26 protein-coding genes and 1 other RNA gene are annotated in these 26,294 nt (G+C 55.6%); 14 read left to right on the top strand and 13 right to left on the bottom strand.

What is annotated here, in order from left to right; genetic code table 11:
* The 8 genes from mzrA (at position 1) to INF86_RS13635 (ending at position 4,103) form a co-directional block, all read left to right on the top strand.
* Positions 1-384, top strand: a complete 384-nt coding sequence (gene mzrA, locus INF86_RS13670; protein WP_022649476.1) for an EnvZ/OmpR regulon moderator MzrA — start codon at positions 1-3, stop codon at positions 382-384.
* A 143-nt stretch (positions 385-527) separates the two neighbouring features.
* A complete protein-coding gene (locus INF86_RS13665; RefSeq protein WP_017382428.1) occupies positions 528-896 on the top strand; it encodes a DUF1090 domain-containing protein in 369 nt (122 codons plus the stop codon).
* Positions 897-925: 29 nt separating this feature from the next.
* Positions 926-1,231, top strand: coding sequence for a YqjD family protein (locus INF86_RS13660; protein ID WP_008503141.1), 306 nt, complete (start codon positions 926-928; stop codon positions 1,229-1,231).
* A 2-nt stretch (positions 1,232-1,233) separates the two neighbouring features.
* Positions 1,234-1,632, top strand: coding sequence for a phage holin family protein (locus tag INF86_RS13655; RefSeq protein WP_003862647.1), 399 nt, complete (start codon positions 1,234-1,236; stop codon positions 1,630-1,632).
* Positions 1,629-1,925 (top strand): YqjK-like family protein, encoded by a 297-nt coding sequence (locus INF86_RS13650; protein WP_022649477.1) that lies wholly within the window; start codon positions 1,629-1,631, stop codon positions 1,923-1,925. Before INF86_RS13655 ends, INF86_RS13650 begins: the two co-directional genes overlap by 4 nt.
* A gap of 254 nt (positions 1,926-2,179) precedes the next feature.
* Positions 2,180-2,572 carry a DoxX family protein gene (locus tag INF86_RS13645; protein ID WP_032626373.1) on the top strand — a complete coding sequence of 131 codons (393 nt, stop codon included), beginning with the start codon at positions 2,180-2,182 and terminating at the stop codon, positions 2,570-2,572.
* A 72-nt stretch (positions 2,573-2,644) separates the two neighbouring features.
* Positions 2,645-3,631: a glutathione S-transferase family protein gene (locus INF86_RS13640; protein WP_193543611.1), complete on the top strand. Its 987-nt coding sequence runs from the start codon at positions 2,645-2,647 to the stop codon at positions 3,629-3,631.
* A 106-nt stretch (positions 3,632-3,737) separates the two neighbouring features.
* Positions 3,738-4,103 carry a DUF805 domain-containing protein gene (locus INF86_RS13635; protein ID WP_022649479.1) on the top strand — a complete coding sequence of 122 codons (366 nt, stop codon included), beginning with the start codon at positions 3,738-3,740 and terminating at the stop codon, positions 4,101-4,103.
* A gap of 48 nt (positions 4,104-4,151) precedes the next feature.
* On the opposite strand, the gene yhaJ is transcribed toward INF86_RS13635, so the two are convergent.
* On the bottom strand, positions 4,152-5,054 hold the full coding sequence (gene yhaJ / locus INF86_RS13630; RefSeq protein WP_022649480.1) for a DNA-binding transcriptional regulator YhaJ: 903 nt from the start codon (positions 5,052-5,054) through the stop codon (positions 4,152-4,154).
* Between the two features lie 104 nt (positions 5,055-5,158).
* Between yhaJ and INF86_RS13625 the strand changes: the two genes are divergently transcribed.
* Positions 5,159-5,860: a pirin family protein gene (locus tag INF86_RS13625; RefSeq protein WP_022649481.1), complete on the top strand. Its 702-nt coding sequence runs from the start codon at positions 5,159-5,161 to the stop codon at positions 5,858-5,860.
* Positions 5,861-5,939: 79 nt separating this feature from the next.
* Here the strand turns inward: INF86_RS13625 and INF86_RS13620 are convergent, their stop codons facing one another.
* From INF86_RS13620 to garL, 11 genes are all read right to left on the bottom strand, one after another.
* On the bottom strand, positions 5,940-7,244 hold the full coding sequence (locus INF86_RS13620; protein WP_193543610.1) for a serine dehydratase subunit alpha family protein: 1,305 nt from the start codon (positions 7,242-7,244) through the stop codon (positions 5,940-5,942).
* Between the two features lie 20 nt (positions 7,245-7,264).
* Positions 7,265-8,596 carry an amino acid permease gene (locus INF86_RS13615; RefSeq protein ID WP_022649483.1) on the bottom strand — a complete coding sequence of 444 codons (1,332 nt, stop codon included), beginning with the start codon at positions 8,594-8,596 and terminating at the stop codon, positions 7,265-7,267.
* A gap of 274 nt (positions 8,597-8,870) precedes the next feature.
* Positions 8,871-11,165, bottom strand: a complete 2,295-nt coding sequence (gene pflB, locus INF86_RS13610; protein ID WP_022649484.1) for a formate C-acetyltransferase — start codon at positions 11,163-11,165, stop codon at positions 8,871-8,873.
* A gap of 15 nt (positions 11,166-11,180) precedes the next feature.
* On the bottom strand, positions 11,181-12,389 hold the full coding sequence (gene tdcD, locus INF86_RS13605; RefSeq protein ID WP_108367868.1) for a propionate kinase: 1,209 nt from the start codon (positions 12,387-12,389) through the stop codon (positions 11,181-11,183).
* A gap of 30 nt (positions 12,390-12,419) precedes the next feature.
* Positions 12,420-13,751, bottom strand: a complete 1,332-nt coding sequence (gene tdcC, locus INF86_RS13600; protein WP_022649486.1) for a threonine/serine transporter TdcC — start codon at positions 13,749-13,751, stop codon at positions 12,420-12,422.
* A 9-nt stretch (positions 13,752-13,760) separates the two neighbouring features.
* Positions 13,761-14,750, bottom strand: a complete 990-nt coding sequence (gene tdcB, locus INF86_RS13595) for a bifunctional threonine ammonia-lyase/L-serine ammonia-lyase TdcB (RefSeq protein WP_023298701.1) — start codon at positions 14,748-14,750, stop codon at positions 13,761-13,763.
* A 96-nt stretch (positions 14,751-14,846) separates the two neighbouring features.
* Positions 14,847-15,767 carry a transcriptional regulator TdcA gene (gene tdcA, locus INF86_RS13590; RefSeq protein ID WP_023298702.1) on the bottom strand — a complete coding sequence of 307 codons (921 nt, stop codon included), beginning with the start codon at positions 15,765-15,767 and terminating at the stop codon, positions 14,847-14,849.
* Between the two features lie 672 nt (positions 15,768-16,439).
* Positions 16,440-16,816, bottom strand: an RNA gene (rnpB, locus tag INF86_RS13585) — RNase P RNA component class A.
* 32 nt (positions 16,817-16,848) lie between these two features.
* Positions 16,849-17,994, bottom strand: coding sequence for a glycerate 2-kinase (gene garK, locus INF86_RS13580; protein WP_022649489.1), 1,146 nt, complete (start codon positions 17,992-17,994; stop codon positions 16,849-16,851).
* Positions 17,995-18,050: 56 nt separating this feature from the next.
* Positions 18,051-18,941 carry a 2-hydroxy-3-oxopropionate reductase gene (gene garR / locus INF86_RS13575; protein WP_022649490.1) on the bottom strand — a complete coding sequence of 297 codons (891 nt, stop codon included), beginning with the start codon at positions 18,939-18,941 and terminating at the stop codon, positions 18,051-18,053.
* A 21-nt stretch (positions 18,942-18,962) separates the two neighbouring features.
* Positions 18,963-19,733, bottom strand: a complete 771-nt coding sequence (gene garL / locus INF86_RS13570; protein ID WP_032676532.1) for a 2-dehydro-3-deoxyglucarate aldolase — start codon at positions 19,731-19,733, stop codon at positions 18,963-18,965.
* A 366-nt stretch (positions 19,734-20,099) separates the two neighbouring features.
* Here garL and garD point away from each other — a divergent pair, with 366 nt between their 5' ends.
* Positions 20,100-21,671 (top strand): galactarate dehydratase, encoded by a 1,572-nt coding sequence (gene garD / locus INF86_RS13565; protein ID WP_023307046.1) that lies wholly within the window; start codon positions 20,100-20,102, stop codon positions 21,669-21,671.
* Between the two features lie 107 nt (positions 21,672-21,778).
* On the opposite strand, the gene INF86_RS13560 is transcribed toward garD, so the two are convergent.
* Positions 21,779-22,582 carry a DeoR family transcriptional regulator gene (locus INF86_RS13560; RefSeq protein WP_063147855.1) on the bottom strand — a complete coding sequence of 268 codons (804 nt, stop codon included), beginning with the start codon at positions 22,580-22,582 and terminating at the stop codon, positions 21,779-21,781.
* A gap of 239 nt (positions 22,583-22,821) precedes the next feature.
* Between INF86_RS13560 and kbaZ the strand changes: the two genes are divergently transcribed.
* The 4 genes from kbaZ to agaE are packed head-to-tail and all read left to right on the top strand — an operon-like array spanning position 22,822 to position 26,281.
* Positions 22,822-24,129 carry a tagatose-bisphosphate aldolase subunit KbaZ gene (gene kbaZ, locus INF86_RS13555; RefSeq protein WP_193543609.1) on the top strand — a complete coding sequence of 436 codons (1,308 nt, stop codon included), beginning with the start codon at positions 22,822-22,824 and terminating at the stop codon, positions 24,127-24,129.
* Between the two features lie 20 nt (positions 24,130-24,149).
* Positions 24,150-24,623: a PTS N-acetylgalactosamine transporter subunit IIB gene (agaV, locus tag INF86_RS13550; protein WP_003861728.1), complete on the top strand. Its 474-nt coding sequence runs from the start codon at positions 24,150-24,152 to the stop codon at positions 24,621-24,623.
* Positions 24,624-24,633: 10 nt separating this feature from the next.
* Positions 24,634-25,413, top strand: coding sequence for a PTS N-acetylgalactosamine transporter subunit IIC (agaW, locus tag INF86_RS13545; protein ID WP_003861730.1), 780 nt, complete (start codon positions 24,634-24,636; stop codon positions 25,411-25,413).
* Positions 25,403-26,281 (top strand): PTS N-acetylgalactosamine transporter subunit IID, encoded by an 879-nt coding sequence (agaE, locus tag INF86_RS13540; RefSeq protein ID WP_022649494.1) that lies wholly within the window; start codon positions 25,403-25,405, stop codon positions 26,279-26,281. The genes agaW and agaE overlap by 11 nt, the downstream gene beginning before the upstream one ends.
* Positions 26,282-26,294 lie beyond the last annotated feature (13 nt).

Genomic DNA, 26,294 nt, shown 5'->3' with positions numbered 1-26,294 from the left:
ATGGTTATCTCCCCGCTCGCGCTGCGCCGCTTCTCTTACGCCATCGTCGCGCTAATGATGTTCAGCGCTCTCATCCTGCTATGGTCTGCCCTACAGCACCAGGAGTCGACGCTGACTATCCGTCCTGTGAGTCAAGGAACCAGCGTGCCGGATGGTTTTTCCATCTGGCATCATCTGGACGCTAACGGGATCCGCTTTAAGAGCATCACGCCGCAAGACGATGTGCTGCTGATAAAATTTGACTCCAGTGCGCAAAGCGCCGCGGCGAAAGCGGTGCTGGACCGCACGTTGCCGCAGGGTTACATCATCGCGCAACAGGATGATGACAGCCACGTAGCCTCCTGGATGTCACGGTTACGCGACACGTCGCATCGATTTGGCTAACGACTAATATTCCGAATATTTTCACCCACTTTGGTGAAACTCCCGTTTACTTACTATGCTTAAGTACGCGGAGCACCCCTCAGATGTTCTCCGCATAGTTCTGGAACACGGCTTACGCCGTAACACAATGGAAGGTTTCTATAATGAAATACCGCATCACCCTGGCTCTGGCCCTTTTTTCTTTAAGCACAGCTTCCTTCGCTATGTCTCTTTGTCAGGAGAAAGAACAGGATATTCAACGCGAAATCAGTTATGCCGAAAAGCATAACAATCAGCACCGGATCGACGGACTGAAAAAAGCGCTGAGCGAAGTGAAAGACAATTGTACGGACAGCAAGCTGCGTGCCGATCATCAGGAAAAAATCGCTGAACAGAAGGACGAGATAGCCGAGCGCCGTCAAGACCTGCAAGAAGCGAAAGAGAAAGGTGATGCGGAAAAAATTGCCAAGCGCGAGAGGAAGTTGCAAGAGGCGCAGGACGAACTGAAAGCGCTGGAAGCTCGCGATTATTGAGTTAACGGAAATCTCAACAGGAGAGAATCATGTCAAAAGATACAACTTCAGAACATCTGCGCGCTGAGCTGAAATCCCTGGCGGACACCCTGGAAGAGGTGCTGAACTCTTCTGCCGATAAATCGAAAGAAGAAGTCAGCAAACTGCGCAGCAAAGCGGAGCAGGCACTGAAAGAGAGTCGTTACCGTCTGGGTGAAACCGGTGATGCACTGGCGAAACAGACCCGCGAAGCGGCTGCGCGCGCAGACGAATATGTACGTGACAATCCATGGACAGGCGTTGGTATTGGTGCCGCAGTGGGTGTGGTGCTGGGTGTCCTGCTGACGCGTCGTTGATTATGGAAGATCCACGTCACGCACAAGGGCCTGCTAAAAACGTCCTCGGCATCGGCCAGCGTATTCTTACGACGCTGGTCGGGATTGCCGAAACGCGCGTCCGGCTTGCGGTAGTGGAACTGGAAGAGGAGAAAGCCAATCTCTTCCAGATGCTGCTCATGCTTGGGCTTACGATGCTCTTTGCCGCGTTTGGTCTGATGAGCCTGATGGTGTTAATCATCTGGGCTATCGATCCACAGTATCGGCTGAACGCGATGATTGCGACTACCGTGGTTCTGCTGGTGGCGGCGCTGATAGGCGGTATCTGGACCCTGCATAAAGCGCGCACGTCGACCTTCCTGCGCCATACTCGCCAGGAGCTGGCCAACGACCGCGCCCTGCTGGAGGATGATAAGTCGTGAGCGACAAAGCCGAACGTCAAAAGCGGAAAGCGTATCTGCTGAGCCAGATCCAGCAGCAGCGGCTGGACCTGTCCGCCAGCCGTCGCGACTGGCTGGAGCTGACCCAGCGTTACGATCGCGGCTGGAATACTCTTCTGAGCCTGCGTTCGTGGGCGCTGGTGGGTAGCAGCGTGATGGCGATCTGGACGATTCGTCATCCAAACATGCTGATTCGCTGGGCACGCCGTGGCTTTGGTGTCTGGAGCGCATGGCGTCTGGTGAAAGCAACGATTCGTCAGCAGCAGCTGCGCTAGCCTTCTCGCCGGGTGGCGCTGCGCTTACCCGGCCTACGGTAAAAAAGTAGGCCGGGTAAGGCGTAGCCGTCACCCGGCAAAATCTCTCTATGCTCCCTTACTCAATATCTTTGAAAAAGATTGACAGTTTTCCTTGCTAACAATTGCCATCCGCCCCGTTTACACTCCTCTCCATCGACAGCAAAGACGCGGTATCTACCCGAATTTGCACGCAAATAACGTTTAGCCGCTGATGTGGTTTCCTGGAGAGTAAAATGAAAAAATTAGATGATGTTGGTGTATTGGTAGCGCGTATTCTGATGCCTGTGCTGTTCATCACCGCAGGCTGGGGCAAGATTACCGGCTATGCGGGCACTCAGCAGTATATGGAAGCGATGGGCGTACCGGGTTTCCTGCTGCCACTGACCATCCTGCTTGAGTTCGGCGGCGGCCTGGCAGTGCTGTTCGGTTTCCTGACCCGCACCACAGCGCTGTTCACCGCAGGCTTTACCCTGCTGACCGCGTTCATCTTCCACAGCAACTTTGCGGAAGGCGTGAACTCTCTGATGTTCATGAAAAACCTGACCATCGCGGGTGGCTTCCTGCTGCTGGCTATCACGGGTCCGGGCGCCTACAGCATCGACCGTCTTCTGAATAAGAAGTGGTAAGCACGCTATACTGATTAAATTCAAAGCGAGGAGACATCTCCTCGCTTTTGCTATCTGACGGAGGAGTAAAAAATGGGACAACTCGTAGACGGCGTCTGGCAGGATGTCTGGTATGACACCAAATCCACCGGTGGACGCTTTAAGCGCTCTGTTTCGGCCTTCCGTAACTGGCTGACCGCCGACGGCGCACCCGGCCCGAGTGGCGAAGGGGGCTTTGCGGCGGAGAAAGATCGTTATCATCTGTATGTTTCTCTCGCCTGTCCGTGGGCGCACCGTACGCTGATTGTGCGCAAACTTAAAGGTCTCGAATCGCTAATTCCGGTTTCGGTGGTCAACCCGCTGATGCTGGAAAACGGCTGGACGTTCGACAGTGACTTCCCGGCCGCGACGGGTGATGAGCTTTATCATCACGATTTCCTGTATCAGCTTTATCTGCGCGCCGATCCGCACTACACCGGACGCGTAACGGTGCCTGTGCTGTGGGACAAGAAAAACCAGACGATCGTCAGCAATGAATCCGCTGAAATCATTCGCATGTTCAATACCGCGTTTGACGCGCACGGCGCCCGCGCCGGGGATTACTATCCGGTTGAGGTGCGCGAGAAAATTGACGAGCTGAACGGCTGGATCTACGACAACGTCAACAACGGCGTCTATAAAGCCGGTTTTGCCACCAGTCAGGAAGCGTACGACGAAGCGGTCGGCAACGTGTTTGGATCCCTGGAACGTCTGGAGCAGATCCTCGGCCAGCATCGTTATTTAGCGGGTGATCGCCTCACCGAAGCAGACATCCGCCTGTGGACGACGCTGATCCGCTTCGATCCGGTGTATGTCACCCACTTCAAGTGCGACAAGCATCGCATCAGCGATTATCTGAACCTGCACGGTTTCCTGCGCGACATCTATCAGATGCCGGGTATTGCGGAGACGGTCAATTTTGACCATATTCGCACCCATTATTTCCGCAGTCATAAGACCATCAACTCAACAGGCATTATCTCCATTGGTCCGTGGCAGGATCTGGATGAACCGCACGGGCGCGACGTGCGTTTCGGATAATTATTTAGGGAATCAATTGATTCCCTTTTTTAATTCACGGCATACATCTATCCTTACCTCGATCGCTTAGAAAACAAGTGATTGACTGACTAAGAGGCAAGGAAAAATGGACTGGTATTTAAAAGTACTGCGCAACTACGTTGGATTTGGTGGCCGTGCCCGCCGTAAAGAGTACTGGATGTTCGTTCTGGTGAACTTCGTCCTGATTATGGTGCTGGGTATTGTGGACAAAATCCTCGGCTGGGAACGCGAGGGGGGCGAAGGCATTCTCACCACCATTTATGGTGTGTTGGTTCTGCTGCCTTCATGGGCCGTACTGTTTCGTCGTCTTCACGACACCGATCGTTCGGCGTGGTGGCTGCTGTTGCTGTTGATCCCGCTTATCGGCTGGATCGTGATTTTGATTTTCAACTGTCAGAGCGGAACGCCGGGAGAAAACCGCTTTGGTCCGGATCCGAAGATCTGCGCATAAAAAAAAAGCCCGGTGGCGCTTCGCTTACCGGGCCTACAAATTACGATTTTATTTATTATATTGCGTGAAAAGCTTCGGAATTTCGCGTAAACACCATGATTTGGCTTCGCCCATGCTGTCACGACGCCACGCCATAATAATATCCACTTCGCTGGTGTATTCCGGGCTGACAACGCGCAGCCGTCCCTCTGCAATGTCCTTTTCGACGAACGGATACGGCATGGTCGCCACGCCCAGCCCCGCCAGCAGCGCCTGACGCTTATCTTCCAGCGACGTCACCGTCAGACGCGGCTGTTTATCCAGCAACTGCACCGTTAACACTGGGCGCTCGCGCGCGGTATCCGCCACCGCCACGCCGCGGTATTTCACGCGCGTGACCTCAGAGAGCGGTTCCGGCTCCTGATGGATCGGGTGACCCGGCGCAGCGACGTAGACGTTCATCACGCTGTACAGTTTGCGCGAGTTAATTTCTGACGATGAGCGGAAATGCATATCCGGCGCAATGACGATATCCGCCCTGCCCGTCTCAAGACGCTCCCACGCCCCGGCCAGTACCTCGGTGATGATCGACAGCTGGGTATTGGCTTTCGCGGCGAGTCTGTCCACCAGCGGGAACAGCGCCTCGGTGGGCACCAGCGCTTCGGTCACTAACGTCAGATGGGTTTCCCAGCCGCGGGCCAGCGCTTCGGCATCGGTCGTCAGTTTATCCGCCGCTTCCAGCAATACGCGGCCGCGCTCCAGCAGCATCCGCCCAACGTTGGTGAATTTTGTTCGATGACCAGAGCGATCGAAGAGCACAACATCCAGCTCCTCCTCCAGCTTTTGCATGGTATAGCTCAGCGCAGACGGAACGCGCCCCAGTTCATCTGCCGCCGCGGCAAAACTGCCGCGCCTGTCAATCGCGTCCATGACGCGAAGCGCCTCAAGCGTCAATGCTCTCTCTTTAGCCATCTCGTTCTCATTCAGGAAATTTGAACATACCGGGCAGAATATCTGGCTAACAATGCAGCGTCCATACCTTTACCATTGATTTAGTGTAAAGAGAGGTCAAGTTTATGATTACGACAAGAACAGCGAAACAGTGCGGACAAGCCGATTTCGGTTGGTTGCAGGCCCGCTACACCTTTTCCTTTGGACACTACTTTGACCCTAAACTTCTCGGTTACGCTTCACTGCGCGTATTGAACCAGGAAGTGCTCGCCCCGGGCGCGTCCTTCCAGCCGCGCACGTACCCGAAAGTCGATATCCTGAACCTGATCCTGGAAGGCGAGGCAGAATACCGCGATAGCGAGGGCAATCATGTCCAGGCGAAGGCTGGCGAGGCGCTGTTAATTTCCACGCAGCCGGGTATTAGCTATAGCGAGCATAACCTCAGCAAAGACAAAACGCTGACCCGCATGCAGCTGTGGCTGGATGCCTGTCCGGAGCGTGAAAATCCGCTGGTGCAAAAAATCGATCTGAAGGGCGATAAACAGCAGCTGATTGCCTCGCCAGACGGCAGCAAAGGCAGCTTGCAGCTACGCCAGCAGGTGTGGCTGCACCATATCGAACTGAAAAAAGGTGAACAGGCGAGCTTCCAGCTTCATGGCCCGCGTGCCTATTTGCAGTCCATTCACGGAACGGTGCATGCGGTGACGCACGCGGAAGAGAAAGAGGCGCTCACCTGCGGTGACGGGGCGTTTATTCGTGACGAAGCGAATATCACTCTGGTTGCCGATACGCCGCTGCGCGCGCTGTTGATTGATTTGCCGGTTTAAGATCAACACGCCCCTCGCTCGATCGGTTCCCTCTCCCTATGGGAGAGGGTTAGGGTGAGGGGTAACGGATTGGATTAGATCACAACACCTTACTCGCCATAATCTCAATGATCTGCCGGTCCGTCGCCTGCATCGAGCGGCACGCCAGCGCGCACAGGTTCGCGATCGACTGCTCCACGTCGTGCGCCACAATCCCCTCATTACCCGTCACGGCAGTATCATCCAACGCCATCATCACGGCTTTCCAGGCGCTGGTGACGCTGGTCGAGACCTTCATTGCGCAACTGTTAGACGCCCCGTCACAGATCATCCCGCTGACGTCGCCGATCATACTGCCGATCGCCATGGAAATTGTCTGGTAAGAACCGCCCATCAGCCACGCCATCCCTGCGGCGGCCCCCATTCCGGCCGTTGTCGCCGCGCACAGCGCGGACAAGCGCGGAAGCTGGTAATGGATATAGATCGCCGACAGGTGCGAGAGCATCAGCGCCCGCGCCAGCCGTTCGTCATCGGCCTGAACGTGCTCAGCCACCACCACCACCGGCATGGTAGCGGTGATACCCTGATTCCCGGAACCCGAGTTGCTCATCGCCGGCAGCGTCGCGCCCCCCATGCGGGCATCCGAGGCTGCGCTGGTGCGGATAACAATGTCTGACCCCAGATCCTGCGCCATCCATCCGCGTGTGCGCTGTTTATTGAGCGTCGCACCAATATGCAGCCCCCAGTTGCCACGTAAACCTTCCCGGGAGAGCGCATCGTTCAGCCGTCCCGCATCGAGGATAAAGCGGATCGCGTCGAACGGCACCTGTTCCACAAACTCAAGGATCTGCGACAGCGTGGTGGTCGGGAGCACCTCCAGCGGATCGTCGCTGTTCTGGCTCTGATTATCGTCAAGCCTGAAGCGCGTTTCGCCCTGACACACCATCTCCACCACACGGGTGTGCCCGCCGGCGATGGTCACCATCGCCGAGGATTCACCGACGTAAACGCAGGCACGTGAATAGAGGATCTCATCGCACGGCTCCTGCAATTTTACCTGCACCAGACCCGCGTTCAGCAGTGCTTTGGCGCGCGTTAGCGCCTCGGACGACGCGTCTTTCAACACCTCCAGTCCGGCATGCGCGTTACCGCCAATCGCGCCCAGCGCGGCCGCGATGGGTAAACCGACCATACCGGTACCGGGCACCGTTACACCAAGCCCGTTTTTCATCAGGTTCGGCGATACCCACGCCTCGATACGCGTCACCTCACCGTCAAGCTGTCCGGCAGCCATCGCGCACGCCAGCGCCAGCGAGACGGGTTCGGTACAGCCCAGCGCAGGCTTTACCTCTTCCTGCACCGCGCGAATAAAATGGTTCCATAAAGGATTAATTTGCTCAGACATCGTTACGACCTTATTTAACCTCATGAGAAGGCGAGGAAAGGAGAAACACAAAGCAGCAGCCCGGTAATTACAATAATCACCAGCGATACGCCTTTATATTTATGAAGTGCGGGCACTTTGTAGACCAGCCACGCCGGAATTAAGCAGCCCACCATCCCGAAAATAGGGCTACAGATGGAAGTGAAGCTCAGCACCGGCGCGTTTAACACAATCGCGCTCCAGGCCAGCAGGATGGCAAACAGCATAATCCCGCGCTGGACGGCATTTTCATTGATTTTCTCCGCCGGCATTTTGCGGCGCAGGATGTTCATCACAATGCCCTGCGTCGCCTCACGAAAGCCGAGATAGACGCCAAAGAACGCGGTCATCACAGCGAAAATATTGAGGATTACGCTGACGATTTTGACCCAGCCCGCGCCGTCACCGCTGATAAACTGTGCTGCGATTGCCAGGGCGGAAATATTCTGCTCGTAGGCTTTTACCGCCTCGTCGTGCCCCATCGCCAGGGTGAAGGAGACAGCGTAGAAAAAGACCGTCACAAACAGCACGCCAAAGGCGATATTCATTGCCCGCAGCGCTTTATGACGCGCCACCTCAACGGATTTTTCCCTTGAACGATAGGAAATCACCATCGGGCTTAATGTCTGAATAAACAGAATGGAGGTTAAGGTGAAAGGCAGCGTAATAATGGCGTTTTTAATCAGCAGCCCCATTGGCGGCAGCATGCCGACGTTGGCTAAATGCCAGAGGCCAATCATCGAAAGCCCCAGCGCCGCCACCACAAATAATTTGGTCAGCACCATCAGGCTGGAGACTTTAAACAGCAGCTTTTCACCGCGCGACGAAATGGCGACCAGAATGCAGATCAGGAATAAGCCGTAGAACGGATTTTCCGAGAGCAAACCGTCGGTTACGCCGAAGGTGTGTAAATAGGATGCGCTGTCGTTGGTAATGGCCGTCGAATAGACAAACATCCAGATCACCAGCATCACGAAATAAAGTGCACCCAATAAGATGCCCCAGTTTTTGCCTAAATATCCGCTAATAACGCTCGGATAGTCTTTACATTCCGGTGATTCCGCCAGCGTATTAATAAACAGGCGCTGGAACAGGTACATGGCCGGATAACCAATTATCGACGAGAGTAAAAATACCCATAGCCCCATTAATCCAACCTGCACCGGAAGAAAAACAATGCCCGCGCCGATAGCCATCCCAATACTCATGATGACCCAGCCCGTATCGGTGCTGTCGAATTTAATCGCCTCTCGCCATTCGCTTTCGCTCATTCCCGCCCGCCTTGCCGCAGGGGAATCACTCACAATCACACTGCTGTTTGTTGCCATATTCATTGGGCACTCGCTTATTTTGTAGGGTAACGATTTGTTTTTATAAGGTTCCGATCGCCAGCGATTGCGAGTCAGAGGGTGCAGGTGTGAGTTATTGGTATGGGGAGATCATATCCGGAGCGCGGGAGAAAAAAGTCACAACTTTTATAGGGATTCCCTTAGGCGAGAGGAAAATATTACTTCGGGATAGCAGAAAAGAGAGCGAGTTTTCTAAAATTGACGGAGTTCACAAAATTAAAAGCCTCCTCATCTGAGGAGGCTGAAGATGGAGCCTGTGTTAGATCGCCTGCGTAAACGTCCTCGAAATCACGTCCTGCTGCTGCTCGCGCGTCAGAGCGTTAAACCGCACCGCATAACCTGAAACGCGGATCGTCAGGTTCGGATAGTTCTCCGGATGGGCGATGGCATCCAGCAGCATCTCCCGGTTCATCACGTTGACGTTCAGGTGCTGCCCGCCCTCGATGGTCGCTTCGTGGTGGAAGTACCCGTCCAGCAGCCCGACAAGGTTGGTTTTGCGCACCAGCTCGTCCTTGCCCAGTGCCTGCGGCACGATGGAGAAGGTGTAGGAGATCCCGTCTTTGGCATAGGTGAACGGCAGCTTGGCGACCGAGGTCAACGACGCCACCGCCCCTTTTCTGTCGCGCCCGTGCATCGGGTTGGCGCCAGGCGCAAACGGTGTACCGCCGCGACGCCCGTCCGGCGTGTTGCCGGTCTTCTGCCCGTAAACCACATTGGAGGTGATGGTCAAGATCGACTGCGTCGGCACGGCGTTGCGGTACGTCGGCAGCGCCTGGATTTTCTTCATAAAGCGCTCAACCAGATCGCAGGCGATACTGTCCACGCGATCGTCGTTGTTGCCGTATTGCGGATAGTCGCCTTCGATGACGAAATCGACCGCCAGACCGGTGTGGTCGCGCACCGGTTTTACCGTGGCGTACTTGATGGCCGACAGGGAATCCGCCGCCACCGACAGCCCGGCAATGCCACAGGCCATGGTGCGGTAAACGTCCCGGTCGTGCAGCGCCATCAGCGAGGCTTCGTAGCTGTATTTATCATGCATGTAGTGAATGAGATTCAGCGCACTGATGTACTGCACTGCCAGCCAGTCCATGAAGTGATCGAGGCTCGCCATTACGGTGTCGTAATCCAGTACCTCATCCAGCAGCGGCTCGGTTTTCGGCCCCACCTGGATCTTCAGCTTCTCATCCACCCCGCCGTTAATCGCGTACAGCAGCGTTTTCGCCAGGTTGGCGCGTGCGCCGAAGAACTGCATCTGCTTGCCGATCACCATCGGACTGACGCAGCAGGCAATGGCGTAGTCGTCGCTGTTAAAGTCGGCACGCATCAGATCGTCGTTCTCGTATTGCAGCGAGGAGGTGACGATCGAGACCTGCGCGGCGTATTTCTTGAAAGCGATCGGCAGCTGTTCGGACCAGAGGATCGTCAGGTTTGGCTCCGGCGCAGGCCCCATGGTGTGCAGGGTATGCAGATAGCGGAAGCTGTTTTTGGTCACCAGCGTACGGCCATCCAGCCCCATGCCGCCAATCACTTCCGTGGCCCAGATCGGATCGCCGGAGAAGAGCGTGTCGAACTCCGGCGTGCGCAGGAAGCGCACCATGCGGATCTTCATGATGAAGTGGTCGATCAGCTCCTGGGCCTGCACCTCGTTCAGCCTTCCTGCCTGCATGTCGCGTTCAATGTAGATATCGAGGAACGAGGCCGTGCGCCCCAGCGACATCGCCCCGCCGTTCTGGGATTTCACTGCGGCAAGGTAGGCAAAGTAGACCCACTGCACCGCTTCCTGCGCATTCATCGCCGGACGTGAAATATCAAAGCCATAGTTCGCCGCCATCTGCTGGATCTGGAGCAACGCACGCTTATGCTCCGCCAGCTCCTCGCGCAGGCGGATCGTGGCCTCCAGATCGTCTCCGCGCTCCAGTTTCCCCTGGAGATCGGCGAACTGAAGTTCACGCTCGCGCACCAGATAGCTGATGCCGTATAGCGCCACGCGACGGTAGTCGCCGATGATGCGTCCGCGCCCGTAGCCGTCCGGCAGACCGGTGAGCACGCCGGATTTTCGGCAGCGCATCATCTCCGGAGAGTAAACGTCAAATACGCCCTGGTTGTGGGTTTTGCGCAGGTCGGTGAAGAGATATTCAAACTGCGGATCCATCTCGCGACCGTAGGCTTCGAACGAGCTGCGGATCATATTGATCCCGCCGTACGGATGCAGGGCCCGCTTGAGCGGCTTGTCGGTTTGCAAGCCGACGATCGTCTCCAGCTCCTGGTCAATATAGCCCGGCCCGTGCGCGGTAATGGTGGTGGCGATGTTGGTGTCAAAATCCACCGGAGCGTGGGTGGCATTCTCCTGGCGAATGCCGACCATCACCTTCTGCCACAGCGCCGTCGTTGCTGGCGTCGCCTGCGCGAGGAAAGCTTCATCGCCTTCATAAGGGGTGTAGTTATGCTGAATAAAATCGCGCACGTTAACGGCGTTTTTCCATTCTTCACCGCAAAACCCGGCCCATGCGTCGCTGTAAGGCGCGACGCCCGTATCGATTGTTACTTTCATCAGATTCTCGCTTTATCAGGCGTAAGCCGCAGCCGGGGTGACCTTCCCAAGACGGAGGGCGTCCAGCGCGATCATTTTTTCTTCATTGGTAGGGATCACCGCGCAGGCCGCGCGGGACGACTCGGTGGAGATCACGCGCTCACCCGCGCTGCCCGGCAGGGCATTTTTGGACTCGTCGAGGATGATGCCAAACACCTTCAGGTGCTCCACCACCAGCGCGCGTATGAGCACGGAGTTCTCACCGATCCCGCCGGTAAACACCACGCCATCCAGACGGTGCAGGGATGCGGCATGACCGGCGATATGCCGCGCTATGCGGTGGACAAAGGTCTTTATCGCCAGCCGCGCCCGCTCGTTGCCGTCATGCCAGGCTTTCTCCAGCACGCGCAAATCGGAGGAGATGCCGGAGATCCCCAGCAGCCCGGACTCTTTGTTGACCACGCGCTCCAGATCCTCGAACGTCTGGCCGGTCTGCCGGGCAATCCACGCCATCGCGCCAAAATCTACGTCGCCACAGCGCGTGCCCATCACCAGTCCTTCAAGCGGCGTCATCCCCATGGACGTGTCCACGCTTCTGCCGTTACGCACCGCGCAAATGGACGCCCCGTTGCCGAGATGGGCAATCACCAGGCCGCTGTCTTCGGCGGAGAGCCCGAGAAGCGCGTGCGCCTGCGCCGCCACATAGCGGTGAGAGGTGCCGTGGAAGCCGTAGCGGCGCACGCCCAGCTCTTCAAAAAAGCGGTACGGCAAGCCGTACAGATACGCCTGCGGCGCCATGGTCTGGTGGAAGCTGGTATCAAATACCGCCACCTGCTGCACCCCGGGGAAGAGTCGCTCTGCGGCTTCCACGCCGCTCAGGTTAGCGTAGTTATGCAGCGGCGCCAGCGGGGAGACCTGGCGGATCTGCTCCATCACCTCTTCCGTGATCAGGGTCGACTCGCTGAAGAGATCGCCGCCGTGGGCAATGCGATGGCCAATCAAAGCCACGCTGCCCATCAGGTCGCGCTTCTCCAGCTCCAGGGCGATGGCGGCCAGCGCCCCTTCGTAGTCCTGATGAGCCAGTCTGACTGGCTCACCCCCATTCACGGAAATAAAGGCTTTTTCTGTGTTGATGCCGTCCGCAATGCCCGTCAGCAGGGCATCGCAGCCTGCGGCGTCCAGCACCGAAAACTTAACAGAGGACGATCCGCAGTTAATGACCAGTACTACCGGAAACTCAATCATGGTATGGCTCCGCTCTTCCTGAGCTTTGGTTTAAAACAGTTTGTACACGATGTTCAGAATGGTCAGCAGGCCGACCACGGTTACGAAGATGTTCTCGGTCCGGCCTTTGTATTTCGCCAGCGCCGGTGCTTTGCGGATGGCGTACATCGGCAGCAGGCACAGCAGAGAGGCGATAATTGGCGCGCCCATAGCTTCAATAAGGTCAAGAATGTTCGGATTGGCATAGGCCACAATCCAGGTGGAGCCCATGATGAAGACCATGCTGATGGTGTTCAGCTTGCCCACGGAGACGTTCTTCTTGTCGCCCTTGTAGCCGAACTTAACGATCAGGCCGTTCAGCCCCTCCAGCGTGCCCAGGTAGTGACCGAAGAAGGATTTAAAGATAGCGACCAGCGCGATGATGGACGCGCCGTACTCCAGCACCGTGGCGAACGTGGATTTACTGCCTGACATCGACGCAAAGTGGTTCGCCAGGTAAGAGAGCACCGGAATGTTCTGCGCTTTGGCGTCCGCCATGTTCTGCGGAGAGAGCGTAAACAGGCAGCTAAAGGCGAAGAACATCACCACCGCCACCATCAGCAGGCTGGCGCGACCGATGATTTTGGAACATTTCTGCTCGGTGAATTCTTTACCAAACTCCGGCTCGTACTCTTCGCGCTTGGAGACCACAAACGAGGAGACGATAGGCGAGAAGTTGAAGGAGAAGACCATAATGGAAATCCCCAGCCACACCGTGACAAGAATGCCGTCATGACCGGTGAAGGCGATATCGCTCAGGTTAACCTGGTCGATCACCGCTGAGTTCCAGTACGGGATCAGCGAGAGAGAAATCAGCACCAGGCTGGCGATGAACGGGAACACCAGGTAGCTCATCACCTTCACCATCAGGTCTTTACCGAACCAGATCACAAAGGCCATCAGCAGCAGCAGGAACAGCGCTACCACGCCGCGGTTCAGGGCAGGCATCTGGAGCTGGTTTTCCCAGAAGGTCATAAAGGTGTTGGTAATGGTGACGCCGTAAATCCACAGCAGCGGGCAAATAGCAAAGAAGTAGAGGAAGGTGATCACCACCCCGCCGGTCTTACCAAAATGCTCCTCCACCGTTTCGGTGATGTTGCCGGAGACGTTACTGCCGGACAAACACAGACGCGCCAGCGCGCGGTGGCAGTAAAAGGCAATGGGGAACGCCAGAACCAGCATCAGCAGAATAGGGATCAACCCCCCAAAGCCTGCGCGGATGGGGAAGAACAGCACGCCAGCGCCAATGGCGGTACCAAACAGGCCGAGCGTCCAGGTGGTATCCGATTTACGCCAGGAGGACGTTTTTGTCTGGCCAACGATAATGCTTTCTGTGTTGCTCATAGGTCACCTTTATGCGTCAACGAAGCCGGTAATTTGGGAAACACGGGAGAGATCAATATTGCCACCGGAAATAATGCAGACGGTTTTACGGCCCTGAATATAGTGGTCCAGCTTGCCGCTTAATAACGCCGCGCACGCCAGCGCGCCAGCACCTTCCGTAACCACTTTATTTCGCTGAATAAGCGCGATCATGCTGTTGCGAATCTCGTCTTCGCTGACCAGCACAATGTCGTCAACCAGTTCACGAACGATTTCGAAGGTTAAATTACCCGGGCGAGACACGTCGCAGCCGTCCGCTAATGTGCCGGTAATGCGGTGGTTCGTTATTTCACCGGTCTGATACGACGCCGCCATTCCGTGCACGTTTTCAGACTGCACGCCGATAATATTGATAGTTGGGTTGATGGATTTAATTGCTGTCGCAATACCAGCAATTAAACCACCACCGCCGATGGGAACAATCACGTTATCCACGTCGTATAAATCTTCGAGGATTTCCAGGCCGATGGTGCCCTGACCGGCGATCACTTTCGGATCGTCGTAAGGCGGGATAAAAATGCGCCCTTCCATCTCGACGATTTCGCTCACTTTGGCGATAGTGTCGTTAAAGTTCTCGCCGTGCAGCACTACTTCGGCGGAGTAGTCGCGCGTGGCGGCCACCTTGGATTTCGGCGCGCCCATAGGCATTACCACTTTGCCGTCGATGCCGAGCATGGCGCAGGAGAGCGACACCCCCTGCGCGTGGTTCCCTGCGGAACAGGCAACCACGCCCTTGCGTTTTTCCGCATCGGTCAGCGAGCTTAATTTATTAAACGCCCCACGTATTTTAAACGAACCGGTACGCTGCATATTTTCAAATTTCAGGAATATCTCACCCTTACACCGTTCGCTCAGATAATTTGAGCGCGGCATACCGGTTTTATAGATCTTTCCCGCCAGTCTTTTTCTGGCGTCCTGAATATCGTCAATGGTCACCGGGAGATCGTAAGTAATGTGCATAATATCCTCGTTATAATAATTCATTATTTTCAGGCAAAGTCAGGGTATCAGAGCGTTAAAAAGCGTCGCTCCGGGTGTTTTAAATCATCATTATTTCTATCGTCGTTTTTCGATATTCATCGACGAATATTGTTTTGCCAGTTCAACTAATACTGACGCCGATTTTTTAATACTGTAATTTTTTGACCACACGGCGGCATAACGCGCCACGGGTAATGCATCTTCCACCGGCAGGACAATAAACTGGTCCGAGCCGAATGGCGCAATCATGTCACGGGGGATCACCGTCAGGTAATCGGCATTGAGAACAAGGTTATAGATGGTGACGACGGAATCGGTCTGGACGATGTTTTCAATGCTGATGTGGTTATCTTGCAGGGTGGTCAGGAGTTCGTTGTAGTAGCCCATATCGGTTTGCGGCATCACCCACTGCTCGTGCGTGAGCGACGCCAGTCTGGTCGGGCCGGTGCACGTTCGTGATTTACTCGCCACCAGCACAAACTCAGATTCAAAGAGTGGCTCAACGTGAAGATCCTGGAGCAACATCCCGTCGCTCAGCGTGCCGATGGCGAAATCCAGCCGGCCATCGCGAATGGCGGGCAGGAATGAAGAGAGCTGCGCTTCATACATTGAGACGCGCGCCTTCGGGAACACTTCCTTGAATTTTTTGATCATCCCGGACAGGAAGGTGAAGCCAATCAGCGACGGATAGCCGAAGGAGACGTCCATGACGGTACTGAAACTGAGGCTGTTGATCTCGCTCACCATGTTTTTCATTTCGCGGGTGATCGACTCAGCGTAGGACAGCAGCACCTGACCGGCGGCAGTGAGTTTTACGCCGGTGTTTTTACGCACCATCACTTCCACCCCAAAGTAGGATTCGATGTCGCTGATGATTTTGCTGACGGCAGGTTGCGTCAGCCCCAGTTGTCTTGCAGCAGAACCTATAGAGCCACTTTTGATGACTTCCTGAAATACCACGAGGTGCTGTGTTTTCGGTAGAATAATAGTATTCATAATATTCTGCGCTTATTTCCCTATGACGCAGCGGATTCTACCCAATATTGTTTCAGGGGGTATGTGCTGTTACTCACAATTTGCCAGGATGCCCTTTTTACAACCACATTTAAAATCGATTTATAATCTTATTATTCAAACAGTTAGATAGCTAAAAATACGCAATTACGCTGATATTGATCAACAAAATCCGCGGTAATAAATTTATTTTATGGCAATAACCAGCATGAATTTTTTTGCCTTAACAATATTAATAAAGACTATCTTTCAGGCAATTAAAGGTTAATAAACCATCATTATTCTTTTAAAACATTTTTGTGGTTTATCAACTTTATCAGGAATATTTTCTCAGCTTCCGGTTAAAGAGTGGGATATATCACACATTCACCAGAAGAATGTTTTTAGATTCAATATTAAATTATCAAATGAATAACATTCAGCATCACTGATTCAACATTCACAACATCTGTTCAACACTAAAATTTTCTAATTTTATAGCGTTAAATTTTGTGATTACGATCATGCGCAGCAGATGAAAGGAACGCATAATCGGTAAAGCAGTGAAATGTGCTTGGCGTCGCAAAATTGAGAATTGATGTCGTTTGGCGCTTCGCTGACCCGGCATGCAACCTTCAGAAAACAAAAACCCCGCCGAAGCGGGGTTTCGTAAGAAGTTGAAGCTGACCGATAAGCCGGGTTCTGTCGTGGACAGTCATTCATCTAGGCCAGCAATCGCTCACTGGCTCAAGCAGCCTACCCGGGTTCAGTACGGGCCGTACCATGTGAACCCCTATTTGGCCTTGCTCCGGGTGGAGTTTACCGTGCCACGGACTGTTACCAGCCGCGCGGTGCGCTCTTACCGCACCCTTTCACCCTTACCTGATCCCGCTTACGCGGGCCATCGGCGGTTTGCTCTCTGTTGCACTGGTCGTGGGTTTCCCCCCCAGGCGTTACCTGGCACCCTGCCCTGTGGAGCCCGGACTTTCCTCCCCTCCGCCCGTCTCCCCCGAAAGGGACGACGACGAAGCGGCGACTGTCTGGTCAGCTTCGGCGCGCAGTATAGAGGGTTTGCGCGCCGCTGTCACCCCTGGCTACGCATGCCTACCTGCAATGTGGCCGCGATATTGCGCGAGGCGCGGTAAATGTTGTCGTACGCTCCCTGGAACGCCTCTTCCAGTGAACCGATGCGGGTCAATACGCTGAACACCGCGTCGATGCCGTACTGATGCACCACACCCACATCCTGCGTCAGACTTCCGGCAATCCCTATCACCGGCTTATGGTATTTTTTGGCGACGCTCGCCACGCCGACGGGCACTTTGCCATTAATGCTCTGGCTGTCGATGCGCCCTTCTCCCGTCAGCACCCACGTGCAGTCGTGAATATGTTCTTCAAGATTGAGCGCCTGAGTGACAATCTCAATGCCGCTTTTCAGCTCAGCGCCCAGGAAGGCCATCAGCGCCGCGCCCATGCCGCCCGCCGCTCCTGCCCCCGGAACCGGGTTGACGTCAATGCGCAGCGATTTTTTGATCACGTTGGCGTAGTGGCTAAGACTGGCGTCGAGTTCGAGGATCATCTCCTCCGTGGCACCTTTTTGCGGGCCAAAGATACGCGACGCGCCGCTTTCACCGACCAGCGGATTCGTCACGTCACAGGCGACGCGGATTGCGCACCCCTGAAGACGCGGATCAAGATCCGAAATATCAATACGGTTCAGCGCCATCAGGCTGCCGCCGCCGTAGCCGATCTCCGTCCCGTTCGCATCCGTAAACCTCGCGCCCAGCGCCTGCATCATACCCGCGCCCCCATCGTTGGTTGCGCTCCCGCCGATACCGATAATGATGTTGCGCGCGCCTTTATCCAGCGCGCGGAGGATCAGCTCCCCCGTCCCGCGCGACGTCGTGACCAGCGGGTTACGCTGCGCGGGAGGAACAAGTACCAGGCCGCTGGCGGCGGCCATCTCGATAAACGCGGTGGTACCGTCGCCCGAGATCCCCCAGCTGGCCTTCACCTTTTCCCCTAACGGGCCGGTGACGACAGCCTGCTGCCAGGTGCCCTGCGTCGCGGCGATCATCGCTTCAACCGTACCTTCTCCGCCGTCAGCAACGGGAACAGACACGTAATGAGCGTCGGGGAAAATTTCCCGAAATCCTTTTTCTATCGCCTGCGCCACCTCAGTGGCAGACAGGCTTTCTTTATAAGAGTCTGGCGCGATTACGATTTTCATAGTTGTATGCCTGAGCCGTAGGCCCGGTAAGCGTAACGCCACCGGGCGGGACGTCATTAGCGAGCAATTTCAACCTTCGCCAGCTTTTCGTAATAGCACGCTAACGCGCTGTGATCGGCGGTGCCCAGACCGTCCGCACGCAGCGCCTGCATCATCTCCATGACGGCGGCAGTCAGCGGCAACTGCGCGCCCACGCCGTGGGAGGTATCCAGCGCATTCGCCAGATCTTTAATGTGCAGATCGATGCGGAAGCCCGGCTTGAAGTTACGATCCATCACCATCGGTGCCTTGGCATCCAGCACGGTGCTGCCCGCAAGACCACCGCGAATGGCCTGATAGACCAGATCCGGATTAACGCCCGCTTTGGTGGCCAGCGTCAGTGCTTCGGACATGGCCGCGATGTTCAACGCCACAATCACCTGGTTTGCCAGCTTGGTGACGTTGCCTGCGCCTATTTCACCGGTATGCACCACGGAGCCAGCCATGGCTTTCATCAGGTCGTAGTATTTGTCGAACACGGCTTTATCGCCCCCCACCATTACCGACAGAGTACCGTCGATGGCTTTCGGTTCGCCGCCGCTGACCGGCGCATCCAGCATCTCCACGCCTTTCGCTTTCAGCGCCTCACTGATTTCGCGGCTCGCCAGCGGCGCGATAGAACTCATGTCGATCACCACCAGACCCGGCTTCGCGCCGTCGATAATGCCGTTCTCACCCAGCGCCACCTCTTTCACGTGCGGGGAGTTTGGCAGCATGGTGATAATGACATCGCACTGCTCGGCGATCGCTTTTGCAGTTGTCGCCGTTTCTGCGCCAGCCGCAATCACTTCTGCCACCGCGTCTGAATTACGATCTAAAACCACCAGTGAGTAACCTGCTTTGATGAGGTTTTTGCTCATTGGTTTGCCCATGATACCCAGGCCAATAAAACCCACTTTCAGCGTCATAATCTGTTTCCTCAATGATGGTTATTTTTTAAAAGCGTCTGCTAATTTCTGCGTGGCGGCGCGGAATACGCCGAGGTCGCTGCCGACGGCGACAAACGTTGCGCCCCACTCCAGGTAGCGGCGGGCATCAGCTTCCACCGGCGCCAGAATGCCGCACGGTTTACCGTGCGCTTTGGCACGGGCAAAAATGTGCTGGATTGCCCGCTGCACGTCCGGGTGGCTGGCGTTGCCCAGATGACCAAAGGCGGCCGCCAGATCGCTCGGGCCGACGAAAATACCGTCGACACCTACGGTCGCGGCAATGGCGTCGACGTTATCGACCCCCTGCTGGCTCTCGATCTGAACCAGAATGGTGATGTTCTTGTTGGACTGGGCGAAATAGTCCGGCACGGTGCCAAACATGTTGGCGCGGTGAGAGACAGACACGCCGCGGATCCCTTCCGGCGGATAGCGGGTGGCAGCTACGGCCAGCACCGCTTCTTCTTCCGTTTCAACAAACGGGATCAGGAAGTTGTAGAAGCCGATATCCAGCAGACGCTTGATGATCACCGGCTCGTTGGTAGGTACACGCACCACCGGCGCGCTGTGGCTGCCTTTCAGCGCCATCAGCTGCGGAATAAACGTGTTGATATCGTTTGGCGCATGTTCGCCGTCCAGCACCAGCCAGTCGAATCCGGCCAGGCCCAGCACTTCGGTGCTGATGGGGTTGGCCAGCGCAGACCAGCAGCCAATCTGAATCTGATGCGCCGCAAGGGCCGCTTTAAATTTATTCGGGAAGATGTCGTTACTCATTACGTATACCTTTTTTAATTCCGCAGTTTTAGCCAGTAGCTTTTCTTATTTATTCCGACTCAGCGTCAGCGTTATATTTATTTACTGACTGAATTTTGGCGTTATAAAATCGTCATTCAGTATAATCGTCACCACCCGGCAGCACATTGTCTCAATGCTCAATTATCCAACGGGGTTAGCACGCTATTTTGAGCATTTGCCCAATGCAGTGGGCGCTGATGCACAGAATCAACGATTAGTGTGTCGGGAGCGATCGCGATCACATTCTCACTTTTCCTCTCCTGACATTCTTTATTTCCTCAATAAGAAACGATTAACCATCTGGCTATATTTAGTATCAGATATTTTGCTGGAGATGAGTGAACAATGGCCGATATTGAAATTCGACAGGCGTCGCCGACGGCGTTCTATATAAAAGTGCACGATACCGATAACGTGGCGATTATTGTCAACGACAATGGCTTAAAAGCGGGTACCCGGTTCCCGGACGGGCTGGAGCTGATTGAGCACATTCCGCAGGGGCATAAAGTCGCACTGGTCGATATCCCGGCGCAGGGCGAAATCGTGCGCTACGGCGAAGTCATCGGCTATGCGGTGCGCGCTATCCCGCAGGGTAGCTGGATTGAGGAGTCGCTGGTTGAGCTGCCCACCGCCCCGCCGCTGGAGACGTTGCCGCTGGCTACCCGCGTCCCTGAGCCGTTACCTCCGCTGGAGGGTTATACCTTCGAAGGTTACCGCAACGCGGATGGCAGCGTGGGAACCAAAAACCTGCTTGGCATCACCACCAGCGTGCATTGCGTGGCGGGTGTCGTGGATTACGTGGTGAAAATTATTGAGCGCGATCTGCTGCCGAAATACCCCAACGTTGACGGCGTGGTGGGTCTTAACCACCTGTACGGCTGCGGCGTGGCGATCAACGCGCCCGCAGCGGTCGTGCCGATCCGCACGATCCACAATATCGCCCTTAACCCGAACTTTGGCGGCGAGGTGATGGTGATTGGCCTCGGCTGTGAAAAATTGCAGCCAGAACGCCTGTTGCAGGGTACTGAGGATGTGAAAGCCATTCCGGTTGACGAGGCCAGTATTGTGCGTCTTCAGGATGAACACCATGTCGGCTTCAGATCGATGGTCGACGACATTTTACAGGTGGCAGAGCGCCATCTGGAGAAGCTGAACAAACGTCAGCGTGAAACCTGCCCGGCCTCTGAACTGGTGGTTGGGACACAGTGTGGCGGCAGCGATGCGTTTTCCGGCGTCACCGCTAACCCGGCGGTAGGTTATGCCTCCGATCTGTTCGTGCGCTGCGGCGCCACGGTGATGTTCTCTGAAGTCACCGAGGTGCGTGATGCTATCCACCTGCTCACGCCGCGCGCCGTTAACGAAGAGGTGGGCAAACGCCTGCTGGAGGAGATGGCCTGGTACGATAACTATCTCGACATGGGCAAAACCGACCGCAGCGCCAACCCGTCTCCGGGTAACAAGAAAGGCGGCCTGGCAAACGTGGTGGAAAAGGCCCTCGGGTCGATTGCCAAATCCGGCCAGAGCGCGATTGTGGAAGTGCTCTCACCTGGCCAGCGACCAACCAAACGCGGTCTGATCTACGCGGCAACGCCTGCCAGTGATTTCGTGTGCGGCACCCAGCAGGTAGCATCCGGCATTACGGTACAGGTCTTTACCACCGGACGCGGCACGCCGTACGGCCTGATGGCGGTACCGGTGATCAAAATGGCGACCCGCACCGAGCTGGCAAACCGCTGGTATGACTTAATGGATATCAACGCGGGCACCATCGCCACCGGGGAAGAGAGTATTGAAGAGGTGGGCTGGAAGCTGTTCCACTTCATTCTGGATGTGGCAAGCGGACGGAAGAAAACCTTCTCCGATCAATGGGGATTGCATAACTCGCTGGCGGTGTTTAACCCGGCACCGGTGACGTGATGGCCCCTCACCCTGCCCTCTCCCCACCGGGGAGAGGGTAAAAAAACCGCACCGAGCAGTCCCCTCTCCCCTATGGGGAGAGGGTTAGGGTGAGGGGAAAAGCCTCTTTAGACCAGCACCACATCGATCCCGCTTTTGCGTAACCCTTCCAGGCTTTCCGCCGGAATATCTTCATCAACGATAATCATGTCGATCCGCTGAGTATCAATGATTTTATGCAGGCTTGAACGGTTAAACTTGCTGGAATCAGTGACAACGATAATACGCTCCGCCACCTCGCACATTTTCCGGTTCAGACGGGCTTCATCCTCGTTGTGCGTACTCACCCCCCGATCGAGATCGATGGCATCGACGCCCAGGAACAGCAGGTCAAAATGGTAATTCTGTAAGGACTGCTCCGCCTGGTCACCATAGAAGGACTGCGACTGACGGCGCAAGTGCCCGCCGGTCATCAGCAGCTCTACGCCCTCCGCTTCCAGCAGCGCGTTTGCCACGTTCATCCCGTTGGTCATGGCAATAACATCGGTGTGCTGGCGCAGCATGCGAGCAATTTCAAAGGTCGTGGTGCCGGAGTCCAGAATAATGCGGTGACCCGGCTTCACCAGTTCAGCCGCCGCCTGCGCGATGCTGCGCTTCACAGCCGTATTAAGGGAACTTTTGTCCTCAACGGACGGCTCCACGCCGGGGGCATTACCTTCACAAATCAGCGCGCCGCCGTAAGCGCGAACGGCAATCCCCTGCTTTTCCAGAAAGGCCAGATCGTTACGGATCGTCACCGTCGACACGCCGTATAAAAGAGAAAGATCGTTAACCTGCACGCTTCCCTGCGCCCGCAACCGCTGAATGATCTGCTCTCGCCTTTCACTGGTGCCGGTGATGCGCTTCTCTGCGGATGAATCGGTGCTGCTCATACGAGCTCCTTAGTAAATAAACTTTCGTTTCATTTCGTTTTGCTTATTAACGCCTTTCTTTTGAGGGAATGCAAGCCCTGTATGGTGAGCAGACGCAAGCTTAACCGCCGCTGAAACCTTTCATTATGTTTCTTTTGTGAAACAGATCGGAAAACTATTATCTTTCGTTTTATTTTTACCCCACCATAATGCAGTATCAAATGAAACAAAACGAAAGATGAATACCAACACCATCCGAAATGGAGAGGAAAGTGAAACATCTGACAGAAATGGTGGAACAACATAAACGGGGGAATACAAACGGGATTTACGCCGTCTGTTCCGCACATCCATTGGTACTTGAAGCTGCAATTCGTTACGCCCATTCACAACAGACGCCTCTGCTAATTGAAGCCACCTCAAACCAGGTGGATCAGTTTGGCGGCTATACCGGTATGACGCCCGCCGATTTTTATGGGTTTGTCTGCAAGCTGGCAGGATCCCTCGGTTTCCCCACCTCACAGCTGATCCTTGGCGGCGATCATTTAGGTCCTAACCGCTGGCAAAACCTGCCAGCTTTGCAGGCGATGGCGAACGCCGACGATCTGATCAGAAGCTACGTGGCGGCCGGATTTAAAAAAATTCACCTCGATTGCAGCATGTCCTGCGAAGACGATCCGGTTCCTTTAACCGATGCAATCGTTGCCGGGCGTGCCGCTCGGCTGGCTAAAATTGCCGAAACCACCTGTCTCGAGCAATTTGGCGTAGCGGATCTGGTCTACGTTATCGGCACGGAAGTTCCGGTTCCCGGTGGGGCACACGAAACGCTGACCGAGCTTGAGGTCACCACACCAGAGGCGGCACGTGCCACGCTTGAGGCACACCGCCACGCATTCGAGAAGGAAGGGTTAAGCGACATCTGGCCGCGCATTATTGGCCTGGTGGTTCAGCCTGGCGTTGAGTTCGACCATGCGCACGTTTGTGACTATCAACCGCATAAAGCCGTCGCACTGAGCAAGATGGTTGAAGCCTACGACACGCTCGTATTTGAGGCACACTCTACCGATTACCAGACGCCGCAGGCGCTGCGCCAGTTGGTGAAAGATCACTTCGCCATTCTGAAAGTCGGCCCTGCGCTAACCTTCGCGCTGCGCGAAGCGCTGTTCTCCCTGGCTGCAATTGAAGAAGAGCTTTTGCCGGCAAAAGCCTGCTCAGGACTGCGTCACGTCCTGGAAAACGTGATGCTCGATCGCCCGGAATACTGGCAAAGCCACTATCACGGCGACGGCAATGCCCGTCGCCTGGCCCGCGGTTACAGCTATTCCGACCGCGTGCGCTATTACTGGCCAGACAGTCAGATTGACGAGGCTTTTGAGCGACTGGTACGCAACCTGGCGGATGAACCGATCCCGCTGCCGCTGATCAGCCAGTATCTGCCGTTGCAGTACAGCAAAGTTCGCGAGGGTGCTCTCAGGTCCATACCACAGGAGCTCATTCTCGACCACATTCAGGACATACTCCAGCAGTACCATGCCGCCTGCGAAGGCGTAACGACTCAACACGCATAATTAAAAAAGAGGAAAACGCTATGCCAAACATTGTCTTATGCCGCATTGATGAACGCCTGATCCACGGTCAGGTGGGCGTACAGTGGGTGGGGTTTGCGGGGGCGAACCTGGTGCTGGTGGCAAATGACGAGGTTGCAGACGATCCGGTTCAGCAAAACCTGATGGAGATGGTGCTTGCGGAAGGCATCGCCGTGCGTTTCTGGTCCCTGCAAAAAGTGATCGACAACATTCATCGCGCCGCCGACCGGCAGAAAATTCTGCTGGTTTGTAAAACACCGGCTGATTTTTTAACGCTGGTCGAGGGCGGCGTGCCCATCACCCGTATCAACGTCGGAAATATGCATTACGCCAGTGGCAAACAGCAAATTGCCAAAACGGTATCTGTAGACGCGAACGATATCGCCGCGTTTAACGGCCTGAAGGCGGCCGGAGTGGAATGCTTCGTTCAGGGCGTTCCAACAGAGACTGCTTTGGATCTCTTTAAACTGCTCTGAGGGATTCACAATGGAAATCAGTCTGTTGCAGGCTTTCGCGCTGGGGCTTCTCGCCTTTATCGCGGGCCTGGATATGTTTAACGGCTTAACACACATGCACCGTCCGGTGGTGCTCGGGCCACTGGTTGGCCTGATTCTGGGCGATCTGCACACCGGAATTCTGACCGGCGGTACGTTAGAACTGGTCTGGATGGGTCTCGCGCCGCTGGCGGGCGCGCAGCCGCCAAACGTGATTATCGGCACCATCGTTGGCACCACATTTGCCATTACCACAGGCGTGAAGCCGGATGTCGCGGTTGGGGTCGCCGTGCCGTTTGCCGTGGCGGTTCAGATGGGGATCACTTTCCTCTTCTCGGTGATGTCCGGCGTGATGTCCCGCTGCGATCGCATGGCGGCTAACGCAGACACCCGTGGTATTGAACGGGTCAACTATCTGGCACTGCTGGCGCTCGGCGTCTTCTACTTCCTGTGTGCGTTTCTGCCCATCTACTTCGGGGCTGAACACGCGAAAACCGCCATTGATGTCCTGCCGGAACGTCTGATCGACGGTCTGGGCGTCGCGGGCGGCATCATGCCAGCGATCGGCTTCGCCGTGCTGCTGAAGATCATGATGAAAAACGTCTACATCCCTTACTTCATTATCGGCTTTGTCGCCGCGGCCTGGCTGAAACTGCCGGTGCTGGCGATTGCCGCGGCTGCGCTGGCGATGGCGCTGATCGACCTGCTGCGCAAATCGCCTGAACCGACGGCGCCTGCGGCCCAGAAAGAGGAATTTGAAGATGGCATCTAATCCAACCACCCTGCCGGGCGTGTCTGAAAGTGAAGAGACGCTGCTGACCGGCGTGAATGAAAACGTCTACGAAGACCAGAGTATTGGCGCTGAGCTAACGAAAAAGGATATTAACCGTGTCGCCTGGCGTTCCATGCTGCTACAGGCCTCGTTCAACTACGAGCGAATGCAGGCCTCCGGCTGGCTGTATGGGCTACTGCCCGCGCTGAAAAAGATCCACACCAATAAGCGGGACCTGGCGCGCGCCATGAAAGGCCATATGGGCTTCTTTAACACCCACCCGTTCCTGGTGACCTTCGTCATCGGCATTATTCTGGCAATGGAGCGTTCCAAGCAGGATGTGAACAGCATCCAGAGCACTAAAATTGCCGTCGGTGCACCGCTCGGTGGCATTGGTGACGCCATGTTCTGGCTAACCCTGCTGCCTATTTGTGGGGGGATTGGCGCCAGCCTGGCGCTACAGGGATCCATTCTTGGCGCCGTGGTCTTTATCGTGCTGTTTAACGTGGTGCATCTCGGCCTGCGTTTTGGTCTGGCGCACTATGCCTACCGGATGGGTGTCGCCGCGATCCCGCTGATCAAGGCCAACACCAAAAAGGTTGGTCATGCTGCGTCCATTGTCGGGATGACGGTGATTGGTGCACTGGTGGCAACCTATGTGCGCCTGAATACCACACTCGAGATTAAAGCCGGGGATGCGGTCGTCAAACTGCAAACCGACGTGATCGACAAACTGATGCCCGCCTTTCTGCCGCTGGTCTACACCCTGACCATGTTCTGGCTGGTACGCCGTGGCTGGAGCCCGCTGCGCCTGATTGGTATCACCGTGGTGCTGGGCGTTGTCGGTAAATTTTGTCACTTCCTGTAAAAGCAAAGAGGTT

It is taken from the genome of Enterobacter cloacae complex sp. I1M, from assembly GCF_014982425.1.
GTDB classification, from domain to species: Bacteria; Pseudomonadota; Gammaproteobacteria; order Enterobacterales; family Enterobacteriaceae; genus Enterobacter; species Enterobacter intestinihominis.
Note: the sequence above shows the minus strand (reverse complement) of the source record. Positions and strands in the feature narration are given on the sequence as shown.

What these genes read in the sequence shown, in the direction of transcription:
- INF86_RS13635 (WP_022649479.1), top strand. Translation starts at nt 3,738, where the DNA reads ATGGACTGGTATTTAAAAGTACTGCGCAACTACGTTGGATTTGGTGGC.
- INF86_RS13625 (WP_022649481.1), top strand. Translation starts at nt 5,159, where the DNA reads ATGATTACGACAAGAACAGCGAAACAGTGCGGACAAGCCGATTTCGGT.
- garK (WP_022649489.1), bottom strand. Translation starts at nt 17,994, where the DNA reads ATGAAAATCGTAATCGCGCCAGACTCTTATAAAGAAAGCCTGTCTGCC.
- yhaJ (WP_022649480.1), bottom strand. Translation starts at nt 5,054, where the DNA reads ATGGCTAAAGAGAGAGCATTGACGCTTGAGGCGCTTCGCGTCATGGAC.
- garL (WP_032676532.1), bottom strand. Translation starts at nt 19,733, where the DNA reads ATGAGTAACGACATCTTCCCGAATAAATTTAAAGCGGCCCTTGCGGCG.
- pflB (WP_022649484.1), bottom strand. Translation starts at nt 11,165, where the DNA reads ATGAAAGTAACAATCGATACGGGCGTCGCGCCTTACAGCGACGCATGG.
- INF86_RS13640 (WP_193543611.1), top strand. Translation starts at nt 2,645, where the DNA reads ATGGGACAACTCGTAGACGGCGTCTGGCAGGATGTCTGGTATGACACC.
- INF86_RS13645 (WP_032626373.1), top strand. Translation starts at nt 2,180, where the DNA reads ATGAAAAAATTAGATGATGTTGGTGTATTGGTAGCGCGTATTCTGATG.
- INF86_RS13655 (WP_003862647.1), top strand. Translation starts at nt 1,234, where the DNA reads ATGGAAGATCCACGTCACGCACAAGGGCCTGCTAAAAACGTCCTCGGC.
- garR (WP_022649490.1), bottom strand. Translation starts at nt 18,941, where the DNA reads ATGACGCTGAAAGTGGGTTTTATTGGCCTGGGTATCATGGGCAAACCA.
- tdcA (WP_023298702.1), bottom strand. Translation starts at nt 15,767, where the DNA reads ATGAATACTATTATTCTACCGAAAACACAGCACCTCGTGGTATTTCAG.
- agaV (WP_003861728.1), top strand. Translation starts at nt 24,150, where the DNA reads ATGCCAAACATTGTCTTATGCCGCATTGATGAACGCCTGATCCACGGT.
- INF86_RS13560 (WP_063147855.1), bottom strand. Translation starts at nt 22,582, where the DNA reads ATGAGCAGCACCGATTCATCCGCAGAGAAGCGCATCACCGGCACCAGT.
- tdcB (WP_023298701.1), bottom strand. Translation starts at nt 14,750, where the DNA reads ATGCACATTACTTACGATCTCCCGGTGACCATTGACGATATTCAGGAC.
- tdcD (WP_108367868.1), bottom strand. Translation starts at nt 12,389, where the DNA reads ATGATTGAGTTTCCGGTAGTACTGGTCATTAACTGCGGATCGTCCTCT.
- INF86_RS13660 (WP_008503141.1), top strand. Translation starts at nt 926, where the DNA reads ATGTCAAAAGATACAACTTCAGAACATCTGCGCGCTGAGCTGAAATCC.
- kbaZ (WP_193543609.1), top strand. Translation starts at nt 22,822, where the DNA reads ATGGAGAGGAAAGTGAAACATCTGACAGAAATGGTGGAACAACATAAA.
- INF86_RS13665 (WP_017382428.1), top strand. Translation starts at nt 528, where the DNA reads ATGAAATACCGCATCACCCTGGCTCTGGCCCTTTTTTCTTTAAGCACA.
- INF86_RS13615 (WP_022649483.1), bottom strand. Translation starts at nt 8,596, where the DNA reads ATGAATATGGCAACAAACAGCAGTGTGATTGTGAGTGATTCCCCTGCG.
- tdcC (WP_022649486.1), bottom strand. Translation starts at nt 13,751, where the DNA reads ATGAGCAACACAGAAAGCATTATCGTTGGCCAGACAAAAACGTCCTCC.
- agaE (WP_022649494.1), top strand. Translation starts at nt 25,403, where the DNA reads ATGGCATCTAATCCAACCACCCTGCCGGGCGTGTCTGAAAGTGAAGAG.
- agaW (WP_003861730.1), top strand. Translation starts at nt 24,634, where the DNA reads ATGGAAATCAGTCTGTTGCAGGCTTTCGCGCTGGGGCTTCTCGCCTTT.
- garD (WP_023307046.1), top strand. Translation starts at nt 20,100, where the DNA reads ATGGCCGATATTGAAATTCGACAGGCGTCGCCGACGGCGTTCTATATA.
- mzrA (WP_022649476.1), top strand. Translation starts at nt 1, where the DNA reads ATGGTTATCTCCCCGCTCGCGCTGCGCCGCTTCTCTTACGCCATCGTC.
- INF86_RS13620 (WP_193543610.1), bottom strand. Translation starts at nt 7,244, where the DNA reads ATGTCTGAGCAAATTAATCCTTTATGGAACCATTTTATTCGCGCGGTG.